We start from the raw sequence: 25646 nt of genomic DNA on the forward strand, positions 1-25646 counted from the left end.
ACAAATGAAGTAGAGGACACTTCTCCGCTTTTCGGGTACGTTGGCGGCGAAAAGGGGAGATACCTACTCCACATAGCTTCTTCGTCACTATCGGTGAGGAAACCGCCCGTATGCCTGAGTCATCCACCGCTGTCGCCACGCCGTCGGGGGCCGGCGCCACGCAGCACACCAACCCGCACCACGCCAGGAGATGGCTGATCCTGGTGATGATCGGCCTCGCCCAGCTGATGGTGGTGCTCGACGCCACCGTCGTGAACATCGCGCTCCCGTCGGCGCAGCAGGACCTCGGCTTCTCGAACGACGCCCGCCAGTGGGTCGTCACCGCCTACGCGCTCGCGTTCGGCAGCCTGCTCCTGCTGGGCGGGCGGCTCGCGGACCTTTTCGGCCGCAAACGCGCGTTCCTCGTCGGGCTCGCCGGCTTCGCCATCGTGTCCGCGATCGGCGGCGCCGCGAACAGCATCGAGATGCTGCTCATCGCCCGCGCCGCGCAGGGTGTCTTCGGCGCCCTTCTCGCTCCGGCGGCTCTTTCGCTGCTGACCACGACCTTCACCGACCCGAAGGAACGCGGCAAGGCATTCGGTGTCTTCGGCGCGATCGGCGGCGGCGGCGCGGCGATCGGCCTCCTGCTCGGCGGGGTGCTGACCGAATACCTCGACTGGCGCTGGTCGATGTACGTCAACATCATCTTCGCGGTGATCGCGTTCGCCGGTTCGTTCGTGCTGCTGAAGAACTCCGAGTCCGACGGCCCGCGCCCGAAGCTCGACATCCCCGGCACGATCACCGCGTCGGCAGGCCTGTTCGCGCTGGTCTACGGTTTCGCGAACGCCGAGCGCGACTCGTGGTCCGCGATCTCGGTGTGGGGCTTCCTCACCGCCGGTGTCGTGCTGCTCGCCGTGTTCGTGGTGATCCAGCAGCGGGCCGAGCACCCGCTGCTGCCGCTGCGCGTGCTGCTCGACCGCGACCGCGGCGGCTCGTACCTCGCGATGTTCCTGCTCGCCATCGGGATGTTCTCGATCTTCCTGTTCCTCACCTTCTACATCCAGCTGAACCTCGGGTTCACGCCGGTGCAGAGCGGGGTCGCGTTCCTGCCGATGGTGGCCACCCTGATGGCCAGCGCGACGTCGGCGACGGCGGTGCTGCTGCCGAAGTTCGGCGCGAAACCGTTGGTGTCACTGGGAATGCTGATAGCCGGGGCGGGACTGTTCTGGCTCTCGGCCATCGACACCACCAGCACTTACGCCAACGGGGTGCTGTTCCCGCTGATGGTCATGGGCGTCGGCATCGGTCTCGCCATGGCGCCCGCGATGAGCGTCGCGACCTTCGGTGTCGACACGCACGACGCCGGCGTCGCGTCGGCGGCGGTCAACACCGCGCAGCAGGTCGGTGGCTCGATCGGGACCGCGCTGCTGAGCACACTGGCCGGTAACGCGGCGACGTCGTTCCTGGCCGGGAAGGTGCCGACGCCGCAGCTCGCGGCCGAAGCGGCGGTGCACAGTTACACGACCGCTTTCGTGTGGGGCGGTTGGATCTTCGTCATCGGTGCGGTGATCTGCGGGCTGCTGCTGCGGTCCGGTGCTCCGGCGAAGGCGCCGGAGAACGCTCCGGTCGCCGTCCACATGTAGTTGCCGTCCGGATGTCCGTGAAGGCCTCCTTGAGGGACTCTGAGTCCCTCAAGGAGGCCTTCACGGACTTGCCACCAACCCGGCCATGCGGCTGTCAGCGGGACTGTGACCGCACGGCCTCGAAGACCTCGTCGTCCCACCGGTGCGTCCGGATCAGCCGGTACCGTTCGCAAGCGACCCACAGGTAGGCCTCGGCATCGGTCCGCTCGCCGATCAGGTCCGCCTGCCGCAGCATCGCCACCACCGGCTCGAACTCCTCGTCGAACCACCGCTGCGCCAGCGTCGCGCGATCCGAGAAGGCCCCTTCGTCCTGCATCAGCCGGAACCCCCACGCCTCCACGTGCTCACCGAGCCGCGCGTAGTCCCACGGATCCGTGAACACCACCGAAGCCCGCGAGTGCCCGGAAAGCGGGACGCGCTCCAGGAACAGCCGCCGGTAGTCCTTCACGATCAGGTCGCCGCGGTACCGGATCCCGCTCGGGTCCAGTTTGGTCCGCACCTCGGTGACCATCGCCTCTATTGTGGACAGTCGCATCGCGTGGGCGACCGAGACGCGGTGGTGCCCGTCGATGATGAAATGCAGCTCGCCGACGCGGTACACCTCGATCGGCGGGATCGACTCGCCGCGCCGGGTGGCGAGCGCCAGCCGTTCCCAGCGTTCGCGGACCCGGCCCGACGTCGGGCGGAAGCGGCGGTCGAAGTCGCGGCCGCGGTCGACGCTGCCGACGATCGAATCGAGCCGGATCACCCGCGCGCCGATCTTCCGTTCGCCGAGGTAGCCGAGCGCGTCGACCACCTCGTGGAACGGCAGCATGATGTTGACGTCGTCGGGTTCGCCGCGCAGCCAGTTCGCGAGCCGCGACAACACCTGACGCCGTCGTGCGCGGAGGAAGTCGTGTTCCGCGTCCGCACGGGGAAAACCGGTGTCCTTCATCCGAACTCCATGATCCGGTGCCCGACCACGTTGCGTACCGTGGTCCCGCCGACCACCCGGTCCGGCACGGGTTCACCGTGCGGGTGGATATGCCCGTGCAGCAACCATTTCGGCCGCAACAACTCGATCGTGCGATGGAGACAGTCGAACCCGCGGTGCGGCGGGTCCTCGCGGTCGCCGCAGTGCCGCGGCGGCGCGTGGGTGAGCAGGACGTCGACGTCCCTGCCGTCCCGCCATCGGCGGAACCGCGCCTGGCGCACCAGTCGACGGGCGCGCCGGGCCTGCTGGCGTTGCGTCCACTGGTTCGGGCCGTCGTTGTAGCGGACGGAGCCGCCGAGCCCGGCGAAGCGCAGCCCGCCGATGTCGACGATCCGGCCGTCCGCGTTCACCCCGCCCGCCGGACCCGGCCATACCGCGGGGAAACCGTCCTTCATGGACAGTCCGCCGTAGCGGGTGTAGCCGGACAGGTCGGGATCGTGGTTGCCGGGGACGAACACGCACGGCACGTCGAGCGCGCCCGCCAGGAATTCGAGGTACGCGTACGGCAGGTCACCGGCGCCGATTACGAGGTCGGCCGGGTGGTTGTGGACAGCGGACGTCCACAACCGCTCCTCGACCTCGTCCGCGACGACCAGCGCCTTCATGCGCTCCAGCGTAATGCCGGAGGCGCTACTTGGGGCCGTGCGCGAACGCGGGGTCCTTGGCGATGATCGCGATGACGATGCCCAGCCAGACGACGCAGAAGGCCAGTGCCCAGAACTTGAGGTTGGTCAGGATCCTTGGCATGAGGGAACTCCAGTACTGCCGAAAACGGAAGAAGGGTCAGAGCCAGCGGTTCTTCCGGAATATTCGGTAGAGCAGGATGCAGACGCCGAAGATGATCGTCATCGCCAGCGGGTAGCCGAACCGCCAATGCAGTTCGGGCATGTAGTCGAAGTTCATCCCGTAGATGCCGGCCAGCGCCGTCGGGACCGCGATGATCGCCGCCCACGCGGTGATCTTGCGCATGTCGGTGTTCTGCTGGAGGGTGATCTTCGCCAGTGTCGCGTCCACCAGCGTGGTCAGCAGTTCGTCGAAGTTCGCGACCCGCTCCGCGACCGTGGTGAGGTGGTCGGAGACGTCACGGAAGTACGAGCGGACCTCGTCCGGGATCAGCCGCGTGTAGCCCTCGGCGAGCCGCTGCAGCGGCGTCCCCAGCGGCATGACCGCACGGCGCAGTTCCAGCACCTCGCGCTTCATGAAGTAGATCTGCTCGGCGCTCACCTTGGAGCGCGGCGCGAAGACGTGCGTCTCCATCTCGTCGATGTCCGACTCGATCGCGGTGGTGACGTCGAGGTAGTGGTCGACGACGTGGTCCGCGATCGCGTGCAGCACCGCGGACGGCCCGAGGTCGAGCCGCTCCGGGTCCTGGTCGAGTTCGCGGCGCAGCCGGGCGAGCCCCGAGTGGTTCCCGTGCCGCACGGTGATCACGAAGTCGCGGCCGAGGAACGCCATCAGTTCGCCGGTCTCGACGATCTCGTTCGCCGTCGCGGGCGACTCGTGTTCGACGTACCGGACCGTCTTCAGGACCATGAACAGCGTGTCGTCGTAGCGCTCCAGCTTGGGCCGCTGGTGGGCCTCCAGCGCGTCCTCGACGGCCAGTTCGTGCAGGCCGAAGGTCTCCGCGATGCCCTGGATCTGGACCGCGTCGGGCTCGTGCAGGCCGATCCAGACGAACCCGGCGTGCCGCTTGCGTACCTCTTTGATCGCCTCGGCGTGTGACCAGCGGCCGGGCAGGCGTTTGCCCTCCACGTACACCGCGCAGTCGACGACGTACGCCGAAAGGGGGACGGGCAGCGGGCGCTCGGGGGCACCTTTGGCGCGGCCGTTGCTCCGGCCGCGAAGGCCGCCGAGCGAGGGAATGGCAGGCATGGGATCTCCTGGGCAGACGTCGTGCGTTGTGCGCGAAGACGACGGGCCAAGCGGTCGGGGGGCCGCTCGGCTAGGCCAGCGTTCCCGGTTTCGTCAGCCCTGCCAGGTGGGGATCCGGCGAGACGTGAAGGCGGAAACGCTGCGACTACTAGGAAGCGGACTATCGCCACTGGACATCGGGTTCCTCACCTCCTTCGGCTCGACGGACGGTTACGCAGTGGTGTGGGTCGCGTTGACGACCCGACACCAATGGTCGAGGGTACTCCTCAACACGAAAGCCTGTCGTTCCAGGCTCACGCCGCGTTACTCGTGCAGGAGGAATGGGTGCAGTTCGGTCGCTATTACGAAGAGTTCGAGGTCGGCGCGGTCTACAAGCACTGGCCGGGCAAAACGGTCACCGAGTACGACGACCACCTGTTCTGCCTCATCACCATGAACCACCATCCGCTGCACCTCGACGCGAACTACGCCGAGGAGACCACCGACTTCGGGAAGAACGTCGTGGTCGGCAACTACGTCTACTCGCTGCTGCTGGGGATGTCGGTGCCGGACGTGTCCGGCAAGGCGATCGCGAACCTCGAGGTCGAATCGCTGAAACACGTGAAGCCGACCTTCCACGGTGACACCATTTACGGCGAGACCGAGGTGCTGGACAAGACGCCGTCGAAGTCGAAGGACGATCGCGGCGTCGTCTACGTCGAGACCCGCGGTTACAAGCAGGACGGCACGATCGTGTGTGTGTTCCGTCGCAAGGTGATGGTGCCGAAGCGGTCCTACGGTGACGCCAGGGGCGGGGAGCAGCCCGGTCGTCCCGTGCCGCACGAATAACGGCTGTCAGGAGAGGGAGCGCGTCGATGCCCATCGGGCTGGATGAGATCAAAAGCCGCCTGCGGAAGTTCGCGACGGTCGAGGCGGCCGGCGTTTCGCCGCTTTACGAGCACTTGGCGGCGAAGGCCGCCGAGGACGACGACGTCGCCGGGCTGCTGACCGACGCTCGCGGCGGTGAAGCGCGCGGAACGCTGCTGATGGCGACGGCGCACCGGCTCATCCAGGCCGACCCGATCCACCCGCTCTCGCGGTATTACCCGTCCGTCGGCGGTTTCGACGGCGTGGACTCGGAGACGTGGCCGCTGTTCCGTTCGTTCCTGCTGGAGCGGGCGGACCGGGCCAGGGCGATCATCGCCTCGCGGTACACGCAGACCAACGAGGTCCGCCGCGCCGCGCTGCTCTACCCCGCGGTGACGGCGGCGGCCAAGGAGGCGGGCGGCAAGATCGCGCTGCTCGAGGTCGGTTGCAGCGCCGGGCTGCTGCTCGGCCTGGACAAATACGCCTACCGCTACCAGTGCGACGGCGGCGAGCAGCTCACCGCCGGGCCCGCGAAGACCGCTGTCGGCCTGCACTGCGCCTTGGACCTCGCGATCGGCGCCGTCACGCCGAAGGTGCCGAAGAAGCTGACGATCACCGCCCGCGCCGGTCTCGACCGCGCCCCGGTGGACCTCGCCGACGAGGACGAGCTGGCCTGGCTCGAAGCCTGCGTCTGGGCCGACCAGCCGGACCGGATCAGGCTCCTGCGCACGGCCGCGGCGGCGCAGGGCAAGCAACGGCCGGAGCTGATCACCGGCGACGCCGTCGACGATCTCGCCTCGGCGGCCGCCACGCTGCCCGCCGACGCTCCTCTCGTCGTGCTGACCAGCCACGTGCTGGCGTACCTGGGGGAGCGGCGCACGGACTTCCTCGAAGAGCTGCGGAAACTCGCCGCGGACCGGCCGCTGTGGTGGGTCAGCGAGGAGTTCTACGCCGCCGCGCTGGAGCCGCTGGTGCCGGGCCGGACCGAGCTGGCCGAACCCGCGGATCAGGCCGTGCTCGGGCTCGTCCGCTGGGACGGCGGTGTCCCGGACGTCCGGGCGCTGGCCAGAACGGCTCCGCACGGACAGCGGATGACCTGGCTCCCGGTTTAGCTTTTCACCGCTTCGAAGATGTCGGGAAAGCATCGGCGAGGATAATTTTCACCTCATGCGCTGCTTTATCCACGCGGTATTCGCCGAACCGGACACAGCACGTGTCAGGACGACGTGGCAGACCCGGTCGGCAGCACCCCCCAGTCGCGGAGAGTGACGAACAGGAGTTCGGCCAACCGGCCGCCTTTGTCGAGTTCGATCAAGGTTTCGGCGTCGATCCACCGGGCGTCGGCGGCGTCGTCCCCGGCACGGAGAGTGCCGCCGGTGACCGCGCAGGCGTAGTCGTGGATGTCGTATCGGCCGCGGAGGGCGTTGCCGACGTATGTGCCCGGTATCACGTCGAGCCCGGTCTCTTCGCGCATCTCGCGGATGACGGCCGCTTCGTCCGTTTCGCCTGGTTCCACGCGTCCGCCGGGGACCGACCACAGTCCACGACCGGGTTCATTCGCGCGCTGAATCAGCAGAATCCGGCCGAGTTCGTCGTGGACGATGCCGCCGACGCAGCGGACGGTGTTGTCCGAAACGGTGTTCATTCCCGAATGGTAGACGCGGGCTTCCTGACAACTGCTGTCCTGTACACGGAGAGTAGCCGTACGGTACACTTCACCTCGCCGGCTGACCCAAGCGCGGGACTTCCCTCCCGCGCCGGTGGAAGGTGCGGTACAAAATGAATAGCCAGTATCCGCAGTCAGTCACCGTAAGAGACAGGATTGATCGCCGTGAACGCGAAAAAGCTACTCACTTTCGCAGGAATCGCGTTGGTGCTGTTCTTCGTGATCGCGCAGCCAGGTCAGGCAGCGGGCCTCGTGGGAAACATCATCGGCTTCCTTCGTTCCTCCGCCGAATCGGTGATCACCTTCGTCAGCAACGTCTTCAGCTAGCGGCAGAGCGGATACTCTATCGATATGTTCGCCCCACGCGATCCAGACGAGTATCTCCTCGACACCGAGCGACGGGTCATCAGGATCCGCCGTCACTGGGCTGTGCTGTTGTGGGACACCTTCGAGGCGGTGGCCTTGCTGGCCATCTGCGTCCTGGTGTCGTACCTGCTGCCGCCCGCCGCGTGGGTGATCCAGAACATTCTCTGGTACGCCGCGTTGCTCGTCATCCTGCGCTTCGCGTATGTGGTGATGGAGTGGTGGGTCGAGCGGCTGGTGGTCACCGACAAACGCTTCGTGATGACCACCGGCGTCTACACGACCAAAGTGCTGATGATGCCGATCACCAAGGTCACCGACCTCACCTACGAACGTTCGGCGTGGGGACGGATGATGGGGTACGGGACCATGGTGGTCGAGTCGGCCGGTCAGATCCAGGCGCTGAACCGCATCGACTACCTGCCGAAGCCGGAAGAGTTCTACGACACGATCTCCGAGCTCGTCTTCGGCGACAAGCAGAAGCAGGCCGAGCGCTTCTCCATGATCAAGGCGCAGCGTGCGGCCCGCGGCAAGAAGAAGGTCGGTTAGCGCAGGTCCCGAGGTCGCTGTGACCTGGCGCATCCTCGATACTCATTCTCGATGCGCATCGACCTGCACGCCCACTCCACCGCCTCCGACGGTACCGACAGCCCTGCCGGGCTGGTCGCGGCCGCCGCGAAGGCGGGCCTCGACGTAGTCGCGATCACCGATCACGACACCACGGCCGGCTGGGCCCCGGCCGCCGAGGCACTCCCGCCAGGGCTTTCCCTGGTGCCCGGAGCCGAGCTGTCCACGATCTCCGTGGATCCGGTGTCCGGACGGCACATCAGTGTCCACCTGCTCGCGTACCTCTTCGACCCCGAGTCGGAGGCGGTCGTCGCCGAACAGACCCGGCTGCGGTCGGAGCGGCGGTGGCGGCTGCGGGTGATGGCCGAGCGGATGGCCGCCGACGGCCTGCCGGTCGATCCCGACGAGGTCATGTCGCTGCTGCCCGAGGACGGTTCCGCCGGACGGCCGCATCTCGCGCAAGCGCTCGTGCGGGCCGGTGTCGTCTCGTCGGTGAACGAGGCCTTCGGGAGCTATCTCGGCAACGGCAGCGGGTACTTCGTGGCGCGGCAGGACACGCTCGTCGAGGACGCGATCGACATGATCGCGGAAGCGGGCGGGGTCACCGTGATCGCGCATCCCTTCGCCTACACGCGGGGCGCGACCATCTCCGTCGACGTGCTCGCCGGGCTGGCCGCGCACGGGCTCACCGGCGTCGAGGTCGACCACCCGAACCACGACGAGGAGACCCGCGTCCGGCTGCACGGGCTGGCTGGGGAGCTGGGACTCGTGCGCACCGGGTCGAGTGACTACCACGGCACGAACAAGACCATCGATCTCGGCGACGAGACCACCGACCCGCTCGCGCTCGAAGAACTCGTCGCGCGGTCGACCGGGTACCAGGTCGTGACCCGGTGACGATCACGGACTTCTTCGACGCGCGCCTGTTCATGAGCGCGACGATCACGCTGATCGTCATCATGGACCCGCCCGGCACGGTTCCGGTGTTCCTGAGCCTGACCGGCCGCAAGCCGGTGGCGTTCCGCGCCAAGGCCGCGCGGCAGGCGGTGCTGGTCTCGCTGCTGGTGATCTCGCTGTTCGCTGTCGCCGGGCAGGCGATCCTGTCCTACCTCGGCATCGGGATCCCGGCGCTGCAGGGCGCGGGCGGGCTGTTGCTGCTGCTCATCGCGCTTCAGCTGCTGACCGGGAAGACCGGCGGCGAGTCCGAGGCGGCGGGCGACGACGTCAACGTCGCGCTCGTGCCGCTCGGGACACCGCTGCTTGCCGGTCCGGGCGCGATCGCCGCGACCATCGTCTTCGTGCGCCAGGCCGATGGGCACGCCGGCGCGTACGTGGCTCTCGCGCTTTCGATCGTGACGGTGCACTTCGTGCTGTACCTGTGCATGCGGTACTCGGGCGTGGTCATCCGGCTGATCAAGGAAAGCGGGATCACGCTGCTGGCGAAGATCGCCGGTCTGCTGCTGGCCGCGATCGCGGTCGAACTGGTGGCGAACTCGGTGAAGGGCTTCATTGCGGGCACGTGACCCTCACCGGCCCCGGCGATAGCAAAGGTCCCTTGCTCTCTTCGGCGGGGATGCCCTCGAAAAGTGTCGGTGGGGGTGCGTAGCGTTGCGGGAGGGGTGATCTGATGGAGCAGATTGGTTTCGACTTCGGTGTCGAGGCGCCGCGCAAGCTGACGAAGGTTTCGCCCGCGCGCCTCGCGACTTTCGAAGACTGCCCGCGCCGCTACCGCATGTCGTACCTGGACCGCCCGTCCCCGACACGCACCGGCGCGTGGGCGCACAGCACGCTGGGAGCGGTGGTGCACAACGCTTTGCGGGCGTTGTTCGACCTGCCGGTGATCAAACGCGTGCCGCAGCGGGCGATGGCGCTCGTCGCCGAGCACTGGAAGGACGCCGGGTTCGAAGACACCGACCAGGCCGCCCGGTATCGAGCACGGGCCAAGGCGTGGGTCGCGGAGTACGTCGAGGACAACGACGTCAGCGTCGACCCGGTCGGGCTGGAGCGCTGGGTTTCGGCGCCCGTCACGCTCGAGCCGGGCAGCGGGCCCAGCCTCATCATCGAGGGCCGCGCCGACCGCATCGACCAGCGTGGCCGGGAACTGGTGATCATCGACTACAAGACCGGCCGCCGCGCGCCGGACGAGTACGAGGCGCGCTCTTCGCAGGCCTTGGCGCTGTACGCGGTCGCGGCGGCCAGGACGCTGCGGACGCCGTGCTATCAGGTCGAGTTGCATCATGTGCCGACAGGCACCATCGCGGCGGCGGAGCACACCGAGCAGAGCCTCAAAAGGCATCTCCAGCGCGCCGACGAGACCGCCGGGGACCTGCGGCTGGCGACGGATACCCTGAACGCCGGCGGCGACGAGGACGTGTTGTTCCCCGCGCGCCCTGGCCGCCGTTGCTCATGGTGCGACTTCCGGCCCAGTTGCGCCGCCGGGCAGGAAGCCGGACCCGCGGCCCAGCCGTGGGAGCTGCTGGCGCCTTAGCTTCCCGAGACCCGACGATTGGACAGGCGAGGACGTGGCGTCACCGGACACCGAAGAACTCGCGACCACACCGCCACCCGCGGACGAGCCCGCACCGGCCGGACGCGGCCGGTTCTGGCGCGGGCTGACCGGTTCGCTCGCGGCCGGGATGGTCGTGCTCGCGGTGTTCGTCCTCGTGGTCGCCGGGATCTGCCTGTTCACCGGCGCCCCTGGGCCGGGACCGTTGATGCTGGCCGGACATCCGGTCGCGGCGGTGGTCGCTCTGCTGGCCCAACGGGTCGCCGATTCCCGCAACGGTCGCGTCGCGGGCTTCGCGGGACTCCTGGTCGTCGTGAGCGTGACAGCGGCCCTGAGCCTCTTCTGGTGGAACTAGCCGGTACGGCAGCAAACTGCCATGCGACCGGAAAAAGGCTCCGGTACGGCGAAACTTTGAACTCACTGGGCGCGTCGTAGACGAACACCCGCCGCGCAGCGAGGACGAAGGGCACCGTTATGACCTACCCACCCCAGCCCGGCCATGGCCAAGGTGAGCAGCAGTATCCAGGGCAGCAGTACCCGCAGGGCGGTTACGACCAGAGCGGTGCGTATCCCCAGCAGCCCCAGCAGCAGTACCCCGGCTACGGCCAGCAGTACCCCGGTCAGAACCAGCAGTACGGACAGGGCTTCGGCGGGCCGCCCGCGCCGCCGAAGAAGAGCAACACCGGCCTGATCGTGGGCATCGCCGCCGCTGTCGTGGTGCTGGTGACGCTGGCCATCACCGGGTTCGCCGCTCCAGGGTTCTTCCTCAGCGACGACAAGGCCGGCAAGGCGACCGGTCCCGAAGCGACCGCGCAGGCGATCATCGACGGCATCAACGCCCACGACAGGCCAGGGTTGACGGCGCTCAAGTGCGTGAATGCGGAAAAGGACGTCGATCAGTCCATCGAACGAGTCGGCGACGTCTCGAGCGCCACGCTCGGCGGGGTCACGAAGGTCTCCGAAACCGAGTACACGGTGGAGGTCACGGTGAACGTCGAAGGGCGAGACCGCACCGGTGCCGGCACGCTCGCCCTCGAGGGCGAAAAATGGTGCTGGAAGGAAATCGGCCGCCTTCGCAGCGCCAAGACTTCGACGACGCGATGACGGCCGGGGGAGCAAGGGACCTTTGCTATCGCCTGGCGGTCACTTGAGGGCGACCAGGGTGGGGCCGCGCTGCTCCAGCAGCACCGGCCCGACCGAAGAGACCAGCACCGGGCCGGTGTAGCCGCGCCTGTCGACGCCGACCGTGCGGATCGTGGTGCCGAGCAGCTCGTCGAGCACGGCGAGCCCGCCCTGGATCGGCACGACCAGCTGGTCGCCGAAGGTCACTCCGGGGCCGGTGGAACTGTTCAGTGTCCAGCGCGGGGTGAGGTCGTCCCGCGAGAACGCCATGGTCTTCGAGCCGGTGAACCAGTAGACGCCCTGAGCGGTCCACGAGGTCGTCATGATGCCGCCCACCGGGTCCTGCGCGAGGTCTGCGGCGGGCACGTCGAGCGGGTACGCCGACTTCTGCACGCCGTCGCCGCCGTAGATGACCAGCAGTTTCTGTTCGGGCAGCACGATCAGCGCGAGGTCACCGGACATCGCGACGACCTTCGCGTTCTTCCCGGCGAGCACAGTGCTGTAGTCGACCTTCGGGTCGTCGGCTTCGTCGTTGGTCGCCCGGTAGACGGTGAAGCGGTCGGCGGGGTCGCCGGGGCAGCGTTCGATCACGCCGATCTTGCCGGCGGCGGCGGCCACCGTGCCGTAGGTGCAGCCCGTCCTCGGCTGCTTGTTCGCGTTCACGATGGCGGGGACCTGGCCGTACTCCATGCTCTTGACCAGGTCGTCGCGCCAGGTGTTGAGCAGTTTCTTGCCGGTCGTGGTGACATGCGAGCCGTCGACGACCAGGCGGGTGCCGAGTTCGGCGTCGCCGTTGCGTTGCGCGGTGCGGCGCCCGGTCCCCGCGTCGAGCTGGGTGACCTCGCTGCAGCCGGTGTCCTTGCGGTACACCGCGTCCACCTTGATCCCGGCGAGCGCGACGGTGCACAGTTCCAGATCGCGGGAATAACGCCAGCGGACGTCGCCGGTGTACGGATCCCGGCCGAGTACCTCGCCCTTGTCGGCGGTGACGACGCTGTTGGCCTCGCCGATCGGGGCGGGCGTCGACGAACTCGGCGCCTGCCAAAGTTCGCTCAGCGAGCCGGGGACCTGCGCCGGCGCGGGCGGGAGCCCCGGCGGCAAAGTGACGGCGACCTGGGTGACCGTCGCCGCGCTGTCGCTGTTCACGCCGATGACGACGCCGGTGACCGCGACGAGCACCACGATCGCCGCGGCGATCACGCGATCCCGCGTGCGGTTCCACGGCGAGCGCCGGGCGCGTTTCCCGGCCAGCGGTGGCTTGGCCGCCACCACCGGCGCGGGTTCGGCGTCCAGCACGTCTTCGGTGCCGATCGCGGCCGTCGTGTCCGGCTCGGCATCGTTCGGCGCCGGTTCGGGATCGGCGGGCACGGGCCGCGCCGGATCGTTGTCCGGCGCGGCGTCCCAGCGTTCGCTCACGTGCCCCTAGCTCCCCACGTCCGCGGTCTGAAAGCTCAGTCTGCCGACGCAGGTGTATCAGAAGTCGCCGACGGACGGCGACGGCGGCGTCGGCGAGCCGGACGCTCGGCGCCCTCGCCTGCCTCCTTTTCGACCGCCGGACCGCTGGCCTCCGGGCTCGGCTTCGCGGTACTGCGGCTGCGGCGGCGGGTCCGTGTCCGGCCCTCCGACGAGCTTTCGCCCTCGGTGCCCTCCGCGGTCGCGGCGGCGTCCGCCGCCTCGATCTTGGCGGCCGCGTCGGCTCCACCGCGGGTCCGCTTGCGCGGCGCGCGGTTGCGCTTGCGGGGCGCCTCTTCGTCCTTCGGGCCCTGACCCTGGCCGCGGCCCCGGCGCTTGCCGCCGAGGTCTTCCTCGGCCTCGGCCGAAAGCCCGGCGCGGGTCCGCTTCGACAGCGGGAGGCGTCCGGTGGTGCCCTCGGGGATACCGAGGTCGGTGAACAGGTGCTTCGACGACGAGTACGTCTCGGCGGGCTCGGGCATGTCGAGCCCGAGGGTGTCCGAGATCAGCTTCCAGCGTGGCTCCTCGTCCCAGTCGACGAGGGTGATCGCGACACCGGTGCGCCCGGCGCGGCCGGTGCGGCCGATGCGGTGGACGTAGGTCTTCTCGTCCTCCGGCGTCTGGTAGTTGATCACGTGCGTGACGTCGTCGATGTCGATACCGCGGGCGGCGACATCGGTGGCGACCAGCACGTCGACCTTGCCGGAGCGGAACGCGCGCAACGCCTGCTCGCGGGCGCCCTGGCCCAGGTCACCGTGCACGGCGGCGGCCGCGAAGCCACGCTCGACGAGCTCGTCGGCGACCTTCTGGGCGGTGCGCTTGGTGCGGGTGAAGATCATCGTGAGGCCACGGCCCTCGGCCTGCAGCGCGCGGGCGATCAGCTCGGGCTTGTCCATCGAGTGCGCCCGGTAGACGAACTGGGTGGTGCGCTCGTGGATGGCGCCGGCGTCGTTCTCCTCGGCGCGGATGTGCGTCGGCTGCGTCAGGAACGTGCGGGCCAGCGTGATGATCGGACCCGGCATGGTCGCCGAGAACAGCATCGTCTGCCGCTTGTCCGGGACCATCCGCAGGATGCGCTCGATGTCGGGCAGGAAGCCCAGGTCGAGCATCTCGTCGGCCTCGTCCAGCACCAGACCGCGGACCTTGCCCAGCACCAGGTGCTTCTGCTCGGCCAGGTCCAGCAGACGGCCGGGGGTGCCGATGACGACGTCGACGCCGTTGCGCAGCGCCGCGATCTGCGGCTCGTAGGGACGGCCGCCGTAGATGGCCAGGGTGCGGATGCCGAGGTGCTTGCCCGCGCCCTTGAGGTCGTTCGCGACCTGGATGCACAGCTCACGGGTCGGCACGACGACCAGCACCTGCGGGGTGCCGTCGCCGGGGACCTCGACGCGGTGCAGCAGCGGGACGCCGAAGCCCAGCGTCTTGCCCATACCCGTGCGGGCCTGGCCGATCAGGTCGTCGCCCGCCATGGCCAGCGGCAGCGTCAGCGCCTGGATGGCGAAGGTGCGCTCGATCCCGGCCTCGCCGAGGGCCTTCACGATCTCCGGCTTGACGCCGAAGGAAGCGAAGGTGGGGGATTCGGGTTCCACCGGCGCGCCCGCCTGCAGCGGGTGCGACGTGTCGAGCGCGGCCGGGCCTGTCTCGCTGTGCTCCAGCGCGACGGCCTCCGGGACGCTCGTGGTGGTGTTCTTTTCGGTGGTGATTTCGTTCGTGGTCAGGGTGCTCGCCTCTCTCGTGACCAGCGCGCACTGCCCTGGTCACCGATCGACACTCGACCACGAAAATTCGCTCGGCTCCGCGCTACTGGCGCTGAAGCGGCCCTTCGTGGGAATGCCGCAGGATGGCGTGCACGCACATCATTCTTTGTGCTGACCGGTGCCGCGCCGACTGTCCTTCAGCCGCAGCAGCGTTCCGGTCCGGACGGAAGATCCGTCGTTTCCGGCCGTCAGTGTACCTGGTCTGCGCTTTTCCGATAGCCCCCATCGTGTCGCCAGGTGGGATGAGTCTCTTTTCCGGCCGACCTCCCGCCGCGCCGGACAGGGTGGGATCGGTCTCTTCCCGGCGGTGTCGGTGTGTTCGGCGATACCCTTTTCGCCGTGACGGAGGCAAAGCAGATCAGTGAAGGCGTAGTCGATTTGCTCGGCGTACTCGCCTATGGGGAATTGTCCGCATTCGATCGCATGGCCGAGGACGCGCGCACCGCGCCGACGCTGTCCGGCCGGGCCGCGCTGGCGTCCATGGCGGCCGCCGAGATCGGGCACTACGACCTGCTCACCACGCATCTCGCGGGGCACGGCGTCGCGATCGAGGACGCGATGCGGCCCTTCGTCGGGCACATCGACGCCTGGCACGCCTCCACGGCGCCGCGCTCGTGGCTCGAGTCGCTGGTGAAGGCCTACGTCGGTGACGGGCTCGCGGCGGACCTCTACCGCGAGATGGCCAGCTGGCTCGACCCCGAGACCAAGGACCTGGTGCTCACCGTCCTCGCCGACACGGGGCATTCGGCGTTCGCCGAGCGCGAGGTCGCGGCCGGGATCGTGGCCGACCCGAAGGCGCGGGACAAGCTCGCGCTGTGGGGCCGCCGTCTGCTGGGCGAGGCGCTGACGCAGGCCCAGTACGTCGTCGCCGAGCGGGACGGGCTCGCCGAACTGATCGTCGAAGGTTCGGGCGACCTTTCGGGAATCGCCGCGCTGTTCCGCCGGTTGCAGCAGGGGCACACCAAGCGCATGCAGGTGCTGGGGCTCGGCTGAGCCCTTCGGCTAGCCTTGGCGGACCAGTGAATTTCGAACTTTCAAGCGGAGGTCCCACGTGGAGGTCAAGATCGGCATCAAGGACACGCCGCGAGAGCTCGTGGTGTCCAGCAGCCAGTCACCCGACGAGGTCGAGGAACTGGTCGCGAACGCCTTGAGGGCCGGCGACGGGATCTTCCGCCTCGACGACGAAAAGGGCCGCAAGTACATCGTGCCCACCGACCGGATCGCCTACGTGGAGATCGCGCCGTCGGACGTCCGCAAGGTCGGGTTCGCCGTCGGAGGCTGACCCGATCGGGTCATAGTCACATGTCACAGTGGCGTCACCGCTGCGTCTCAGCTCGCTCTCAGATTTGATCGTCACGCTAAGGCGGGGACGGCAGGGGGCTAGCCGAGAAATGAGGTGGACGGCGTCACTGTGATGGACCGCGCGCTGGTCGACGGCGTGCGCACTGTTCCCGAACGAGGCAAGCGGGTCGCGGGGCGGCTGACCGGTATCGACGTCGCCCGCGGCCTGGCCGTTCTCGGCATGTACGCGGTGCATGTCGGCCCCGAACCCGCTAAGGGCGGCGTCGGGGTGCTGTTCAAACCGTTCGAAGGCCACTCCGCGGCGCTGTTCGCGGTGCTGGCCGGGGTCTCGATCGCGCTGATGTCCGGCGGGCGCCGCCCGAAACTGGGCCGCGACCGGACGCGCGTCGCGCTCAAACTGGCGACCCGCGCACCGCTCCTGGTGGCGCTGGGACTGTGGCTGACCAGCCTCGAGACCGGCTACATGGTGATCCTGGCCTACTACGGGGCCTGTTTCCTCTTCGCGATCCCGTGGCTGCGCGCGGGAGCGAAGGCGCTGGCGATCGCGTCGGTCGTCGTCGCCGTGGCGGGCCCGCTGCTCTCGCATCTGATCCGGATCCAGCTGCTGCCCCGTGACCTGCTCTTCTTCGCGCCGGACCTGACCGCGGACGACGTCACGTCGACGGGTCTGCTGAAGGCCGCGACCGTGCTCGTCCTGACCGGGACCTTCCCCGCGATGACACTGATGGCGTACGTGTTCGCGGGGATGTCGATCGGGCGGATGGACCTGACTTCGCGCAGCGTGTGCCGACGGCTGTTCTTCGGCGGATCGGCGCTCGCGGTGGGCGGCTATCTCGTGTCCTGGATCGCGACCGGGCCGCTCGGCGGCATGCAGGCCGTCTACCGCTCGCTGGAACCGGCGGCCGCGCAGATGGGGATGACGCCGCAGGAGTTCTTCCGGCTCCACCAGACCTGGATCCACGGCACGCCGCCGACCACCAGCTGGGCCTGGGAACTGCTGCCGACGGGGACCTCGTACACGCCGTTCGACCTGCTGATCTCGATCGGGATCGCGGCGGGGGTGATCGGCGGCTGCCAGCTGCTGATGCCGAAGTTCGAGCGCGTGCTGCGGCCGCTTTCGGACCTGGGCGGACGGGTGCTGAGCGCGTACGTGCTGCATTTCGTGGCGATCGCGCTGCTGTGGGACGGGAGCGACGGGGACTCGATCTTCAGCGTTCTGCACTTCGTCGAGTTCTCGGTGGTCGCGCTGACCGCCGCGGTGCTGTGGCGGAAGTTCGTCGGGCGCGGGCCGCTGGAATGGGCGATGAACAAGCTGTCGAGCTGGCCGAAACACCTTTTCGCCGATGCTCGGGTGCCCGCTCAACGGCGGGGCTGACCTGCGGAAAGAGAGCAAGGGACCTTTGCTCCCGTTAGTTAGCGTGCTAACGAACGGGAGCAAAGGTCCCTTGCTATCGCGTCTCTTAACGTTGAGAGAAGCAAAAGTCCGTGAAGGCCTCCTTCCCTACTCTGAAGGTAGGGAAGGAGGCCTTCACGGACTGCTGACTGGGGAGCCTCAGGCGTTGAGCTCGTTCAGCTCTTCGAGGCTGGTCGGCACGTGGAACGGCGGCGTGCTGGTGCCCATGATGCGGTAGCGGTCCCAGGGGTCCGGGTCGGAGAGCTCGCCCTTCGCGCTGTATTCGCCCGCGCGGATCTCGACGGCGGTCTTCTTGCCGCCCGCGGCCGCGGACACCTGCTCGTTGGTGGCCACGCGGCCGTACCAGCGGTAGTACCCGTCGATGGGCTGGAAGTAGCCCCGCAGGTCGACCGTGGCCGCGATCTCGGTCCCGTCGATCACGAGGACCGCTTCGCCGGCGTAGCCGTCTTCGTCGTGCTCGCTCATTGCCCCTCCACCTGCTTTTCCTCGGTCTTCCGCATCTGGATGACCTTGTTCTCTTCGAGCGGCAGGTTCGGGTCGATGACGATGCCCTGCTGCCGGGAGAGGCCGTCGATCGCGGCCCAGATGATCTGCGTCAGGTATTCGACGACGCTGTCACGGCCCATCGAGCGCCGCTCCAGCCACCATTCGCCGGTGCTCTGCACCATGCCGACGATGCCGTGCGCCCACGGTTCGGCGGCGCCGGAGTCCATGTTGAACATCCGCATGTAGTCGCCGAGCAGCGCGGTCAGCGCGGTGGCGATCAGTTCCTTGTCCTCGGCGACGACGTCGGATTTGACGAGCACCTTCTCCTGCAGGCCGCCGCGCGCGAGCAAGCGGTACAGGTTGGGGTGCTCCTCGATGACGCTGAAGAACGCGTCGAGCGCCATCCGGATCCGGGGGACCGGGGCGAGTTCGGAGTTGATCGCCGGGATCAGCCGCTGGAAGAGGATCTCCGTGCCGCGCTGCCCGAGTGCGACGTACAGATCCGCTTTGTCGTCGAAGTGCCTGTACAGCACGGGTTTCGTGACGCCGGCTTCGGCGGCGACGTCTTCCATGCCGAGGTCCGGCCCGTGAGCGTCGAGCGCGCGGAGAGCAGCCTCGACGAACTCCGCGCGGCGCGTGATCCGGTGCTTGCGCCAGCGGTCGCGACGGGCGTCGCCCGTGTCGGCCTCACCCGCCGTGGGGTGCTTGCTCGACTGCTTGCTGTTGCGCTTGACACGTTCGATCACCCAAGTCATGCTACCAGAGGTAACTGTTACCGCGAGTTACAGATAGGGGTGTGTCGGCAATGACGCGGGCGCTGAAGGAAACTGACAGGGAGAAGACGGCCGAGCGGCTGCTCAAGTCCTCCGCCAACAAGTTCTACGACCCCGACGTCGACATCGACTGGAACGCTCCGCTCGTGGACGGGAAGCGCTACATCCCGGCACACCGTTCCTCGCTCTACGGCACCGAGCTGTGGGATTCACTGTCCGAAGAGCAGCGCATCGAACTCGGCAAGCACGAGGTCGCGAGCGTCGCCACGACCGGGCTGTGGTTCGAAATCCTCCTGATGCAGATGCTGCTCAAAGAGGTCTACGACGAGGACCCGACCAGTTCGCACGCGCAGTACGCGCTGACCGAGATCGCGGACGAATGCCGTCACTCGACGATGTTCGCGCGGATGGCGTCGCGGATCGGCTGCCCGTCCTACGGTCCTGTCCCGTGGCTGCGCCGACTGGCGAAACTGATGCCGTCGATCAGCTACGGCCCCGCGCGCTACGGCGCGATCCTCGTCGCCGAAGAGGTCCTCGACAGGCTTCAGCGCGAGCAGATGAACGACCCGGACATCCAGCCGCTGGTGCGCATGGTCAACCGGATCCACGTTCTCGAAGAAGCCCGGCACGTCACCTTCGCCCGTGAAGAGGTCACTCGTGGGATGGCGAAGCTGACGAAGAAGGAAATCATCTATCAGCAGTTCATCATCGCGCTGATTTCGTACTTCGTGACGCGGGCCTTCATCAACCCGCGCGTCTACAAGGCCGTCGGCATCCGGCCGCGTGACGGCGTCGAAGCCGCGATGAACAACCCGAACTGGCAGGAGAGCGTGCGCTGGGCCGGCGAGAAGATCATGCCTTTCCTGCAGGAATCCGGTCTGGTCGGCAAACCCGGCATGTACTTCTGGCGCAAGTCCTTCCTTTTGCCGGGGAAGCGATGAGGGGCGTCAAACAGCGCGACGCCGTCTCCTGGGATCCGTCCCGCGAGCACCGCTTCGTCACCGGCGACGGCACCGCCCTGCACGTCGAGGTGAGCGGCCCCGCCGACTCCGAACTCACGCTGGTACTCGTGCACGGCTGGACCCAGGACCACCGGACCTGGGACGGCGTGGCGTCGCGGCTCGGCGATTCCGTCCGGATCCTGCGCTACGACCTGCGCGGCCACGGTGGCTCCGCTCCGGCGAAACCGGGGACGGCCACGATCGCGACCCTCGCCGACGATCTCGCCGAGCTGATCCAGGACCGCGTCCCGGACGGACCGCTCGTGCTCGCCGGGCACTCCATGGGCGGCATGACGATCATGGAACTGTCCCGACGGCATCCCGACCTCGTGGCCCGGCGCGTCGCAGGGGTCGCGTTCGTCGCCACTTCGTCCGGTGAGATGGACCGGATCACCCTCGGCCTGCCGGGGATCGCGGGCAGCGGCGCGGCGAGGTTCGAACGGAGGCTCGCGAAGCTGCTCGCGAAGAACCGCCGGGACGCCTTGCCGTTGCCGCTGTCCGTGGTGCGCCCCGGCGCGCGGCTGCTCGTCTTCGGACGGCGCCCGCAGCGGGCCGACGTGGACTCGGTCGCCGAACAGCTGCTGTGCGCGCATCCGGCGAGTGTCGCCGGATTCCAGGACGCGATCTCGCGGCACGACTGCCGGGTCACTTTGGGCGCGTTGCAGGGGAAACCGGTGATCGTGCTGTCGGGGGAGCGGGACAGGCTCTGCCCGACGACGCACGCCAAGGTCATCGCCGACGCGCTGCCGGAGGCCGAATTCGTGCGGTATCCGGGTGCCGGGCACATGCTGCCGCAGGAACGGGCCCAGGAGGTTTCAGACCGCATTGCCGCCCTCGTCCGCCGCGCCGCGAGGGTCTGAAGAGAGAGCAAGGGACCTTTGCTCACGTTCGTTAGCGCACTAACTAACGTGAGCAAAGGTCCCTTGCTCCGTTCAGAGGCGGGTGTAGCCGTTTTCGAGCAGGCGGACGCCCGTCGCCTTGTACGCGTCCTGGTCGTCCGGGGCGAGGGTGGCGAGCCCGTCGACGTACCGGTTGAACATGCAGAAAGCGGCCGCGATCAGGACCGTGTCGTGGATCTCGACGTCCGTCGCGCCCTCCGCGCGGGCAGCCGCGATGAGGTCTTCGCTCACGGACTTCCCGCTTTCGCGGACGGCGAGCGCGACGCGCAGGAGAGCCTTCACCTTCGCTGACACGGGCGCGCCGTCGACGTCCTCCCAAGCCGCTTCGACGACCGGCATGCCGCCTTCGAGCGCTTCGGCGGCGACGGCGGCATGACTGCGCGAGCAGAACGTGCAGTCGTTGCCGCGTGAAACGACCGCGCCGATCAGCTCACGTTCGCCCACGCTGAGGCTGCTCGGGCCGCGAAGCAGGACTTCGGCGAGTTGCCCGAGCGGCGCCGCTGTCTCCGGCCGGTAGGCGAACAGGGCGGTGATACCGGGCAGGTTCTCGTCGAGCGCGATGTGGGGCATGGGACTCCTCGCGGATCGGCAACGCGGTCGCTGGAGTCATATCCGAAACCCGGCCCGGCCCGGTTCCACCGGACGGACCAAACCGCACGCACTTCGTCCTCTGAACGCGTGAAAGGCTCGCATTCAGAGGACGAAACGCCGGGATCAGTGCTGGAGCGGGAAGCCACCGCCGATGCCTCGCCACGCGAGGTTGGCGGTGAGGGCGACGGCTTCTTCGCGGCTCATCGACTTGTGGTGCGCCAGCCAGAACCGGGCGCTGACCTGCGAGAGTCCGACGAGGCCGACGGCGAGCAGCCGCGCCTTGTCCTCGTCGAGGCCCGCGTCGGCGGTGATGGTCTCGGTGATCGCGTCGACGCTGGCCGACGTCGCCCGGTCCACCGCCTCCTGCACGGCGGGCTCGCCGCGCAGGTCGGACTCGAAGACCATGCGGAACGCGCCGGCGTCGTTGTTGACGAAGTCGAAGAACGCGCCGACGGTCGCCGGGACACGCTGCTTGTTGTCCGTCGTCGAGTCGAGCGCCTCCGTGACCCGCCGCACCAGTTCGTCGACGTGGCTCTCCAGCAGCGCGATGTAGAGGTCGAGCTTGCCGGGGAAGTGCTGGTAGAGGACCGGCTTGCTGACTCCGGCCTCTTCGGCGATCTCGTCCATCGCCGCGGCGTGGTATCCGTTCGCGGCGAACACGCGCTGCGCGGCGGCCAGCAGCTGGGCGCGGCGTTCGGTTCTGGGCAGGCGGACGCCTCGGGCCTGCAGTCGCGCCATTTCTGTCATCGTGCCTCCAGTCGAGCGGGGCTCCGCCGGGCGGGGTCACCGCCGCGTGAAGTGAGCTTGAGATTACTCGCCGGTACGGCCGGACCGCCAAGGGTCGGGCATCCTTGATGCTGTGTCCTCTTCAGTTTCCCGCGCCGCCCGTGGTCGCCCGCCGCTGACCCACGTGCCGCTGTCGCGCAGGTCATTGCCGTCGCTGGACCCCGCGCCGCCGCCCTGGCCCGGTGAAACAATAGGTGTCGGCGGGGTGAAATTGCACATCCGCCGGACCTCGGGCGGTCCCGAGACGGCGGTCTACGTCCATGGGCTCGGCGGCTCGTCCACGAACTGGACGGACCTCGCCGCCCTCCTGGCGCCTCAAGCAAGCGGCACTTCGGTTGATTTGCCGGGTTTCGGCTATTCGGAGCCGCCTGAGGACTTCGACTTCAGCCTGGACTCGCACGCCGAGGTCGTCGTGAACCACATCGAGAGCCTCGAAGCCGGGCCGGTGCATCTGTTCGGCAACTCGATGGGCGGCGCGGTCGCGCTGCTCGTCGCGGCCCGCCGCCCGGAGCTGGTGAAGACGCTGACGCTGATCTCGCCCGCCATGCCGGACCTCCGTCCCAGCATGAAGCGGCTGTCCGACCCGCGGATGGCGTTCGCGTACCTGCCACTGATCGGCCCGCGGGTACGTCGTCAGCTCGCCGCGCTCGGCCCGCGCGAACGTGCCATGCAGGTCATCAAGCTGTGCTTCGCCGACCCTGCCCGCTTCGCCGAAAGCAGGCTCGACGAACTCGAACAGGAGCACAGCGCCCGCGCCGGGTTCGACTGGGCCGCGCCCGCGCTGGCCCGCAGCACGTTCGGCATCTTCCGGACGTGGTCCGCACGCGGGCCCGCGTCGCTGTGGGCCGTCGCGCCGACGGTCGCCACGCCGACGCTCGTCGTATGGGGGCAGCACGACCGGGTGATCTCCGTCCGGCGCGCCGAACGCACCGCTCGGCTGATTCCGCACGCCCGGTTGCTCGTTCTGCCCCGAACCGGCCACGTGGCGCAGATGGAACGCCCGAATGTCGTAGCGAAGGCCGTTTTCGGCATGTGGGAAGCGGTCGAAACGGACACCTGGTAGCCCATTCGGGTGGGTAAGACACGCCGCGCGATGCGCCGGTCGCTCACAACATCACAGTTCGGTTATGGCACCCTGGTCTCCGTGGATCGGGTTAAGCAAGGCGCGCAGGGCGAAGGTCGGCGGTCTCAGTACTCCGCATCCGCCCGTCGTCCGCCGCGCGCGCAGTCCCGGTCCTCCGACGTTCCGCGCACCGGCCAGTACCGGCCGACGACGCCGCCGTCGCAGCGGCTCGACGAAGACCGCTACCGCCCCGGCAGCCGCCGGACCAGTGCCCAGCCGCTCAGCGCGTCCTGGGAGCCGCACGAGCCCGGCACCGCGAAAGCCAAGGCCGCCAAGCGCAAGAGCAAGGGCGGCATCGGCCACTTCGCCAAGACTTACGGCTGGCGCGTGTACGCGCTGCCGATCCTCGTGGTGATCACCGCGCTGGTCGTGTTCAACACCGCCACCGGCCCGGCCGAGCCGATCGCCTCCGACGGGACGAGCCTCGCTTCGGCCGACGGCTCGGGTGGTGACGGCGGGGAGAGCGGTGCCGGTGTCGACGGGGGCGGCGACGTTCTCCCGGAGAACCCGGCCAAACCGGTCGACCTCAAGATCCCGACCGCCGACCTGCCCAAGGGTGATCCCTTCACCGAGTCCGGCCAGGGCACCTATCACGTGGTGCCGGGCAAGGGGGAGAAGGTCGGAACGGGGCAGTTGTACACCTACACGGTGGAGGTCGAGGACGGCATCGATCCGGCCAGCTACATGGGCGACGACAGCTTCGCCAGGTCGGTCGTGGAGACCTTGTCCAGCCCCAAGAGCTGGACGTGGGATGGGAAGAAGGCGCTCCAGCGCGTCGACGCTAGTTTCCCGAACCCCACCTTCCGCGTGAGTCTCACCACACCGAACACGACGCACCGCGCGGACGTCTGCATGTTCCAGATCACCTACGAGACCTCGTGCTATCGGTCGAGCTTCGACAAGCGCGTGGTGATCAACCTCGCCCGCTGGGTACGTGGCGCGATGGCGTTCGAGGGTGACATGGTCTCGTACCGTCAGTACGCGATCAACCACGAAGTCGGCCATGCCCTGGGCGGAAAGCATCAGGGCTGCAAGGAGAACGGCGCGATCGCGCCGGTCATGATGCAGCAGACGTTCGGCGTCTCCAACGACTTCGTGGCGCAGCTGAACAATCTCCCCGGCGGTGACCGCGGCAAGGTGCCCGCGGACGGCAAGGTCTGCAAACCGGGCTCCTGGCCGAACCAGGCACCTTAGTCCCCGCCGTCTCACGTGCTGGAATATCCCAGGATTTGAAACAAGGGAAGTCGTTTCCGCCTGTCTTTGTTGTAGATACTGGGATGCGACCCGCGATCCACGCGAGATGGAGGACCCGATGTCAGGCACGCTGCCGCCGCTCGTCGAGCCGGCCGCCGAGCTCACCAAGGAAGAGGTGGCCCGGTACAGCCGTCACCTGATCATCCCGGACGTCGGGGTGACCGGGCAGAAGCGGTTGAAGAACGCCAAGGTGCTGGTCATCGGCGCCGGTGGCCTCGGCAGCCCGGCGCTGCTGTACCTGGCCGCGGCCGGGGTCGGCACGCTCGGCATCGTCGACTTCGACGAGGTCGACGAATCGAACCTGCACCGCCAGGTCATCCACGGCCAGTCCGACATCGGCAAGCTCAAGGCCGCGTCGGCGCAGGAGACCATCGCCGAGATCAACCCCTTCGTGAAGGTGCACCTGCACACCGACCGGCTGGAGTCGTCGAACGCGCTGGAGCTGTTCGAGCAGTACGACCTGATCCTCGACGGCACCGACAACTTCGCGACGCGTTACCTGGTCAACGACGCCGCCGTGCTCACCGGGAAGCCCTACGTGTGGGGCTCGATCTACCGGTTCGAAGGACAGGCGAGCGTGTTCTGGGAGAACGCGCCGAACGGCAAGGGCCTCAACTACCGCGACCTCTACCCGGAGCCGCCGCCGCCCGGCATGGTCCCGTCGTGCGCCGAAGGTGGCGTGCTGGGCGTGCTGTGCGCGTCGATCGGCTCGATCATGGTCAACGAGGCGATCAAGCTGATCACCGGCATCGGCGAGCCGCTGCTGGGCAGGCTCGTCAGCTACGACGCGCTCGAGATGAAGTACCGCGAGGTCAAGATCCGCAAGGATCCGGAGACCCCGGAGATCACCGGGCTCATCGACTACGAAGCGTTCTGTGGTGTCGTGTCCGATGAGGCCGCTTCGGCCGCCGCGGGCAGCACGATCACTCCGGCGGAGCTCAAGGCCAAGTTCGACAACGGCGACAACTTCGCCCTCATCGACGTCCGTGAGCCGCACGAGTACGAGATCGTCAACATCAAGGGCGCGACGCTGATCCCGAAGGACCGGATCCTCTCGGGCGAGGCACTGGCGGAACTGCCGCAGGACAAGCCGATCGTGCTGCACTGCAAGTCGGGCGCGCGTTCGGCTGAGGCCCTGGCCGCGCTGCACCAGGCCGGGTTCAAGGACGCGACCCACCTCGGCGGCGGCGTGCTGGCCTGGGCGCGGCAGATCGACCAGAGCCTGCCGACGTACTGACGCTTTCTCGCGAGGTTCGCAAGTCCGTGAAGGC

At 68.2% G+C, this 25646-nt stretch carries 28 protein-coding genes; 18 read left to right on the plus strand and 10 right to left on the minus strand.

Features of this window, described 5'->3' with window-relative positions:
- Window positions 1-110: 110 nt before the first annotated feature.
- Complete coding sequence (locus AMYAL_RS0123410; RefSeq protein WP_020633695.1) at window positions 111-1622, plus strand: MFS transporter; 1512 nt, start codon at window positions 111-113, stop codon at window positions 1620-1622.
- Between the two features lie 94 nt (window positions 1623-1716).
- Here the strand turns inward: AMYAL_RS0123410 and AMYAL_RS0123415 are convergent, their stop codons facing one another.
- The 3 genes from AMYAL_RS0123415 to corA all read right to left on the minus strand — a co-directional run bounded on the left by AMYAL_RS0123415 (window position 1717) and on the right by corA (window position 4467).
- Window positions 1717-2556, minus strand: coding sequence for a ParB N-terminal domain-containing protein (locus AMYAL_RS0123415; RefSeq protein ID WP_020633696.1), 840 nt, complete (start codon window positions 2554-2556; stop codon window positions 1717-1719).
- Window positions 2553-3200, minus strand: a complete 648-nt coding sequence (locus AMYAL_RS0123420) for a metallophosphoesterase family protein (protein ID WP_020633697.1) — start codon at window positions 3198-3200, stop codon at window positions 2553-2555. The genes AMYAL_RS0123415 and AMYAL_RS0123420 overlap by 4 nt, the downstream gene beginning before the upstream one ends.
- A gap of 178 nt (window positions 3201-3378) precedes the next feature.
- Window positions 3379-4467, minus strand: coding sequence for a magnesium/cobalt transporter CorA (gene corA, locus AMYAL_RS0123430; RefSeq protein WP_020633699.1), 1089 nt, complete (start codon window positions 4465-4467; stop codon window positions 3379-3381).
- 249 nt (window positions 4468-4716) lie between these two features.
- On the opposite strand from corA, the gene AMYAL_RS0123435 reads away from it, so the two are divergent.
- Window positions 4717-5295, plus strand: coding sequence for a MaoC/PaaZ C-terminal domain-containing protein (locus AMYAL_RS0123435; protein WP_020633700.1), 579 nt, complete (start codon window positions 4717-4719; stop codon window positions 5293-5295).
- Window positions 5296-5321: 26 nt separating this feature from the next.
- On the plus strand, window positions 5322-6425 hold the full coding sequence (locus tag AMYAL_RS0123440) for a DUF2332 domain-containing protein (RefSeq protein ID WP_020633701.1): 1104 nt from the start codon (window positions 5322-5324) through the stop codon (window positions 6423-6425).
- Between the two features lie 104 nt (window positions 6426-6529).
- On the opposite strand, the gene AMYAL_RS0123445 is transcribed toward AMYAL_RS0123440, so the two are convergent.
- The gene (locus AMYAL_RS0123445) at window positions 6530-6958 is read right to left on the minus strand and encodes an NUDIX hydrolase (RefSeq protein WP_020633702.1); all 429 of its coding nucleotides are present in this window, start codon (window positions 6956-6958) and stop codon (window positions 6530-6532) included.
- Window positions 6959-7144: 186 nt separating this feature from the next.
- On the opposite strand from AMYAL_RS0123445, the gene AMYAL_RS49305 reads away from it, so the two are divergent.
- From AMYAL_RS49305 to AMYAL_RS0123480, 7 genes are all read left to right on the plus strand, one after another.
- Window positions 7145-7306 carry a hypothetical protein gene (locus AMYAL_RS49305; protein WP_167336154.1) on the plus strand — a complete coding sequence of 54 codons (162 nt, stop codon included), beginning with the start codon at window positions 7145-7147 and terminating at the stop codon, window positions 7304-7306.
- Between the two features lie 24 nt (window positions 7307-7330).
- Window positions 7331-7891 (plus strand): PH domain-containing protein, encoded by a 561-nt coding sequence (locus AMYAL_RS0123455; protein ID WP_016331479.1) that lies wholly within the window; start codon window positions 7331-7333, stop codon window positions 7889-7891.
- A gap of 51 nt (window positions 7892-7942) precedes the next feature.
- On the plus strand, window positions 7943-8806 hold the full coding sequence (locus AMYAL_RS0123460) for a PHP domain-containing protein (RefSeq protein ID WP_020633704.1): 864 nt from the start codon (window positions 7943-7945) through the stop codon (window positions 8804-8806).
- Window positions 8803-9432 (plus strand): MarC family protein, encoded by a 630-nt coding sequence (locus AMYAL_RS0123465; protein ID WP_020633705.1) that lies wholly within the window; start codon window positions 8803-8805, stop codon window positions 9430-9432. Before AMYAL_RS0123460 ends, AMYAL_RS0123465 begins: the two co-directional genes overlap by 4 nt.
- A gap of 104 nt (window positions 9433-9536) precedes the next feature.
- On the plus strand, window positions 9537-10397 hold the full coding sequence (locus AMYAL_RS0123470) for a RecB family exonuclease (protein ID WP_020633706.1): 861 nt from the start codon (window positions 9537-9539) through the stop codon (window positions 10395-10397).
- Window positions 10398-10431: 34 nt separating this feature from the next.
- A complete protein-coding gene (locus tag AMYAL_RS0123475) occupies window positions 10432-10770 on the plus strand; it encodes a hypothetical protein (RefSeq protein WP_020633707.1) in 339 nt (112 codons plus the stop codon).
- A gap of 119 nt (window positions 10771-10889) precedes the next feature.
- A complete protein-coding gene (locus AMYAL_RS0123480) occupies window positions 10890-11519 on the plus strand; it encodes a hypothetical protein (RefSeq protein WP_020633708.1) in 630 nt (209 codons plus the stop codon).
- A gap of 39 nt (window positions 11520-11558) precedes the next feature.
- Here the strand turns inward: AMYAL_RS0123480 and AMYAL_RS0123485 are convergent, their stop codons facing one another.
- Both AMYAL_RS0123485 and AMYAL_RS0123490 read right to left on the minus strand, forming a co-directional pair.
- A complete protein-coding gene (locus AMYAL_RS0123485) occupies window positions 11559-12953 on the minus strand; it encodes an Rv3212 family protein (protein ID WP_020633709.1) in 1395 nt (464 codons plus the stop codon).
- Between the two features lie 35 nt (window positions 12954-12988).
- Complete coding sequence (locus tag AMYAL_RS0123490) at window positions 12989-14578, minus strand: DEAD/DEAH box helicase (protein WP_020633710.1); 1590 nt, start codon at window positions 14576-14578, stop codon at window positions 12989-12991.
- Between the two features lie 507 nt (window positions 14579-15085).
- Here AMYAL_RS0123490 and AMYAL_RS0123500 point away from each other — a divergent pair.
- The 3 genes from AMYAL_RS0123500 (at window position 15086) to AMYAL_RS0123510 (ending at window position 17423) form a co-directional block, all read left to right on the plus strand.
- A complete protein-coding gene (locus tag AMYAL_RS0123500; RefSeq protein ID WP_026467376.1) occupies window positions 15086-15739 on the plus strand; it encodes a ferritin-like fold-containing protein in 654 nt (217 codons plus the stop codon).
- Between the two features lie 58 nt (window positions 15740-15797).
- On the plus strand, window positions 15798-16028 hold the full coding sequence (locus AMYAL_RS0123505) for a DUF3107 domain-containing protein (RefSeq protein ID WP_005167610.1): 231 nt from the start codon (window positions 15798-15800) through the stop codon (window positions 16026-16028).
- A 114-nt stretch (window positions 16029-16142) separates the two neighbouring features.
- Entirely contained in the window at window positions 16143-17423 is a 1281-nt protein-coding gene (locus AMYAL_RS0123510; RefSeq protein WP_020633713.1) for a DUF418 domain-containing protein, read from the plus strand.
- Between the two features lie 177 nt (window positions 17424-17600).
- Here the strand turns inward: AMYAL_RS0123510 and AMYAL_RS0123515 are convergent, their stop codons facing one another.
- Complete coding sequence (locus AMYAL_RS0123515) at window positions 17601-17927, minus strand: DUF4873 domain-containing protein (protein ID WP_005167612.1); 327 nt, start codon at window positions 17925-17927, stop codon at window positions 17601-17603.
- Window positions 17924-18703, minus strand: a complete 780-nt coding sequence (locus tag AMYAL_RS0123520) for a TetR/AcrR family transcriptional regulator (RefSeq protein ID WP_020633714.1) — start codon at window positions 18701-18703, stop codon at window positions 17924-17926. The genes AMYAL_RS0123515 and AMYAL_RS0123520 overlap by 4 nt, the downstream gene beginning before the upstream one ends.
- Window positions 18704-18753: 50 nt before the next feature.
- Here AMYAL_RS0123520 and AMYAL_RS0123525 point away from each other — a divergent pair, with 50 nt between their 5' ends.
- Together AMYAL_RS0123525 and AMYAL_RS0123530 are read left to right on the plus strand one after the other, a co-directional pair.
- The gene (locus AMYAL_RS0123525; protein ID WP_020633715.1) at window positions 18754-19662 is read left to right on the plus strand and encodes an AurF N-oxygenase family protein; all 909 of its coding nucleotides are present in this window, start codon (window positions 18754-18756) and stop codon (window positions 19660-19662) included.
- Window positions 19659-20582 carry an alpha/beta fold hydrolase gene (locus AMYAL_RS0123530; protein ID WP_020633716.1) on the plus strand — a complete coding sequence of 308 codons (924 nt, stop codon included), beginning with the start codon at window positions 19659-19661 and terminating at the stop codon, window positions 20580-20582. Before AMYAL_RS0123525 ends, AMYAL_RS0123530 begins: the two co-directional genes overlap by 4 nt.
- Window positions 20583-20654: 72 nt before the next feature.
- On the opposite strand, the gene AMYAL_RS0123535 is transcribed toward AMYAL_RS0123530, so the two are convergent.
- Both AMYAL_RS0123535 and AMYAL_RS0123540 read right to left on the minus strand, forming a co-directional pair.
- The gene (locus AMYAL_RS0123535) at window positions 20655-21191 is read right to left on the minus strand and encodes a carboxymuconolactone decarboxylase family protein (RefSeq protein WP_020633717.1); all 537 of its coding nucleotides are present in this window, start codon (window positions 21189-21191) and stop codon (window positions 20655-20657) included.
- Window positions 21192-21335: 144 nt separating this feature from the next.
- Window positions 21336-21959: a TetR/AcrR family transcriptional regulator gene (locus AMYAL_RS0123540; RefSeq protein WP_026467377.1), complete on the minus strand. Its 624-nt coding sequence runs from the start codon at window positions 21957-21959 to the stop codon at window positions 21336-21338.
- 244 nt (window positions 21960-22203) lie between these two features.
- Between AMYAL_RS0123540 and AMYAL_RS0123545 the strand changes: the two genes are divergently transcribed.
- The 3 genes from AMYAL_RS0123545 (at window position 22204) to moeZ (ending at window position 25612) form a co-directional block, all read left to right on the plus strand.
- Window positions 22204-23061 carry an alpha/beta fold hydrolase gene (locus AMYAL_RS0123545; protein ID WP_020633719.1) on the plus strand — a complete coding sequence of 286 codons (858 nt, stop codon included), beginning with the start codon at window positions 22204-22206 and terminating at the stop codon, window positions 23059-23061.
- An 81-nt stretch (window positions 23062-23142) separates the two neighbouring features.
- Window positions 23143-24315 (plus strand): DUF3152 domain-containing protein, encoded by a 1173-nt coding sequence (locus tag AMYAL_RS0123550; protein WP_026467378.1) that lies wholly within the window; start codon window positions 23143-23145, stop codon window positions 24313-24315.
- A gap of 118 nt (window positions 24316-24433) precedes the next feature.
- A complete protein-coding gene (gene moeZ, locus AMYAL_RS0123555; RefSeq protein ID WP_020633721.1) occupies window positions 24434-25612 on the plus strand; it encodes an adenylyltransferase/sulfurtransferase MoeZ in 1179 nt (392 codons plus the stop codon).
- The last annotated feature ends 34 nt before the right edge of the window (window positions 25613-25646 follow it).

The organism is Amycolatopsis alba DSM 44262, assembly GCF_000384215.1.
Taxonomy (GTDB): domain Bacteria; phylum Actinomycetota; class Actinomycetes; order Mycobacteriales; family Pseudonocardiaceae; genus Amycolatopsis; species Amycolatopsis alba.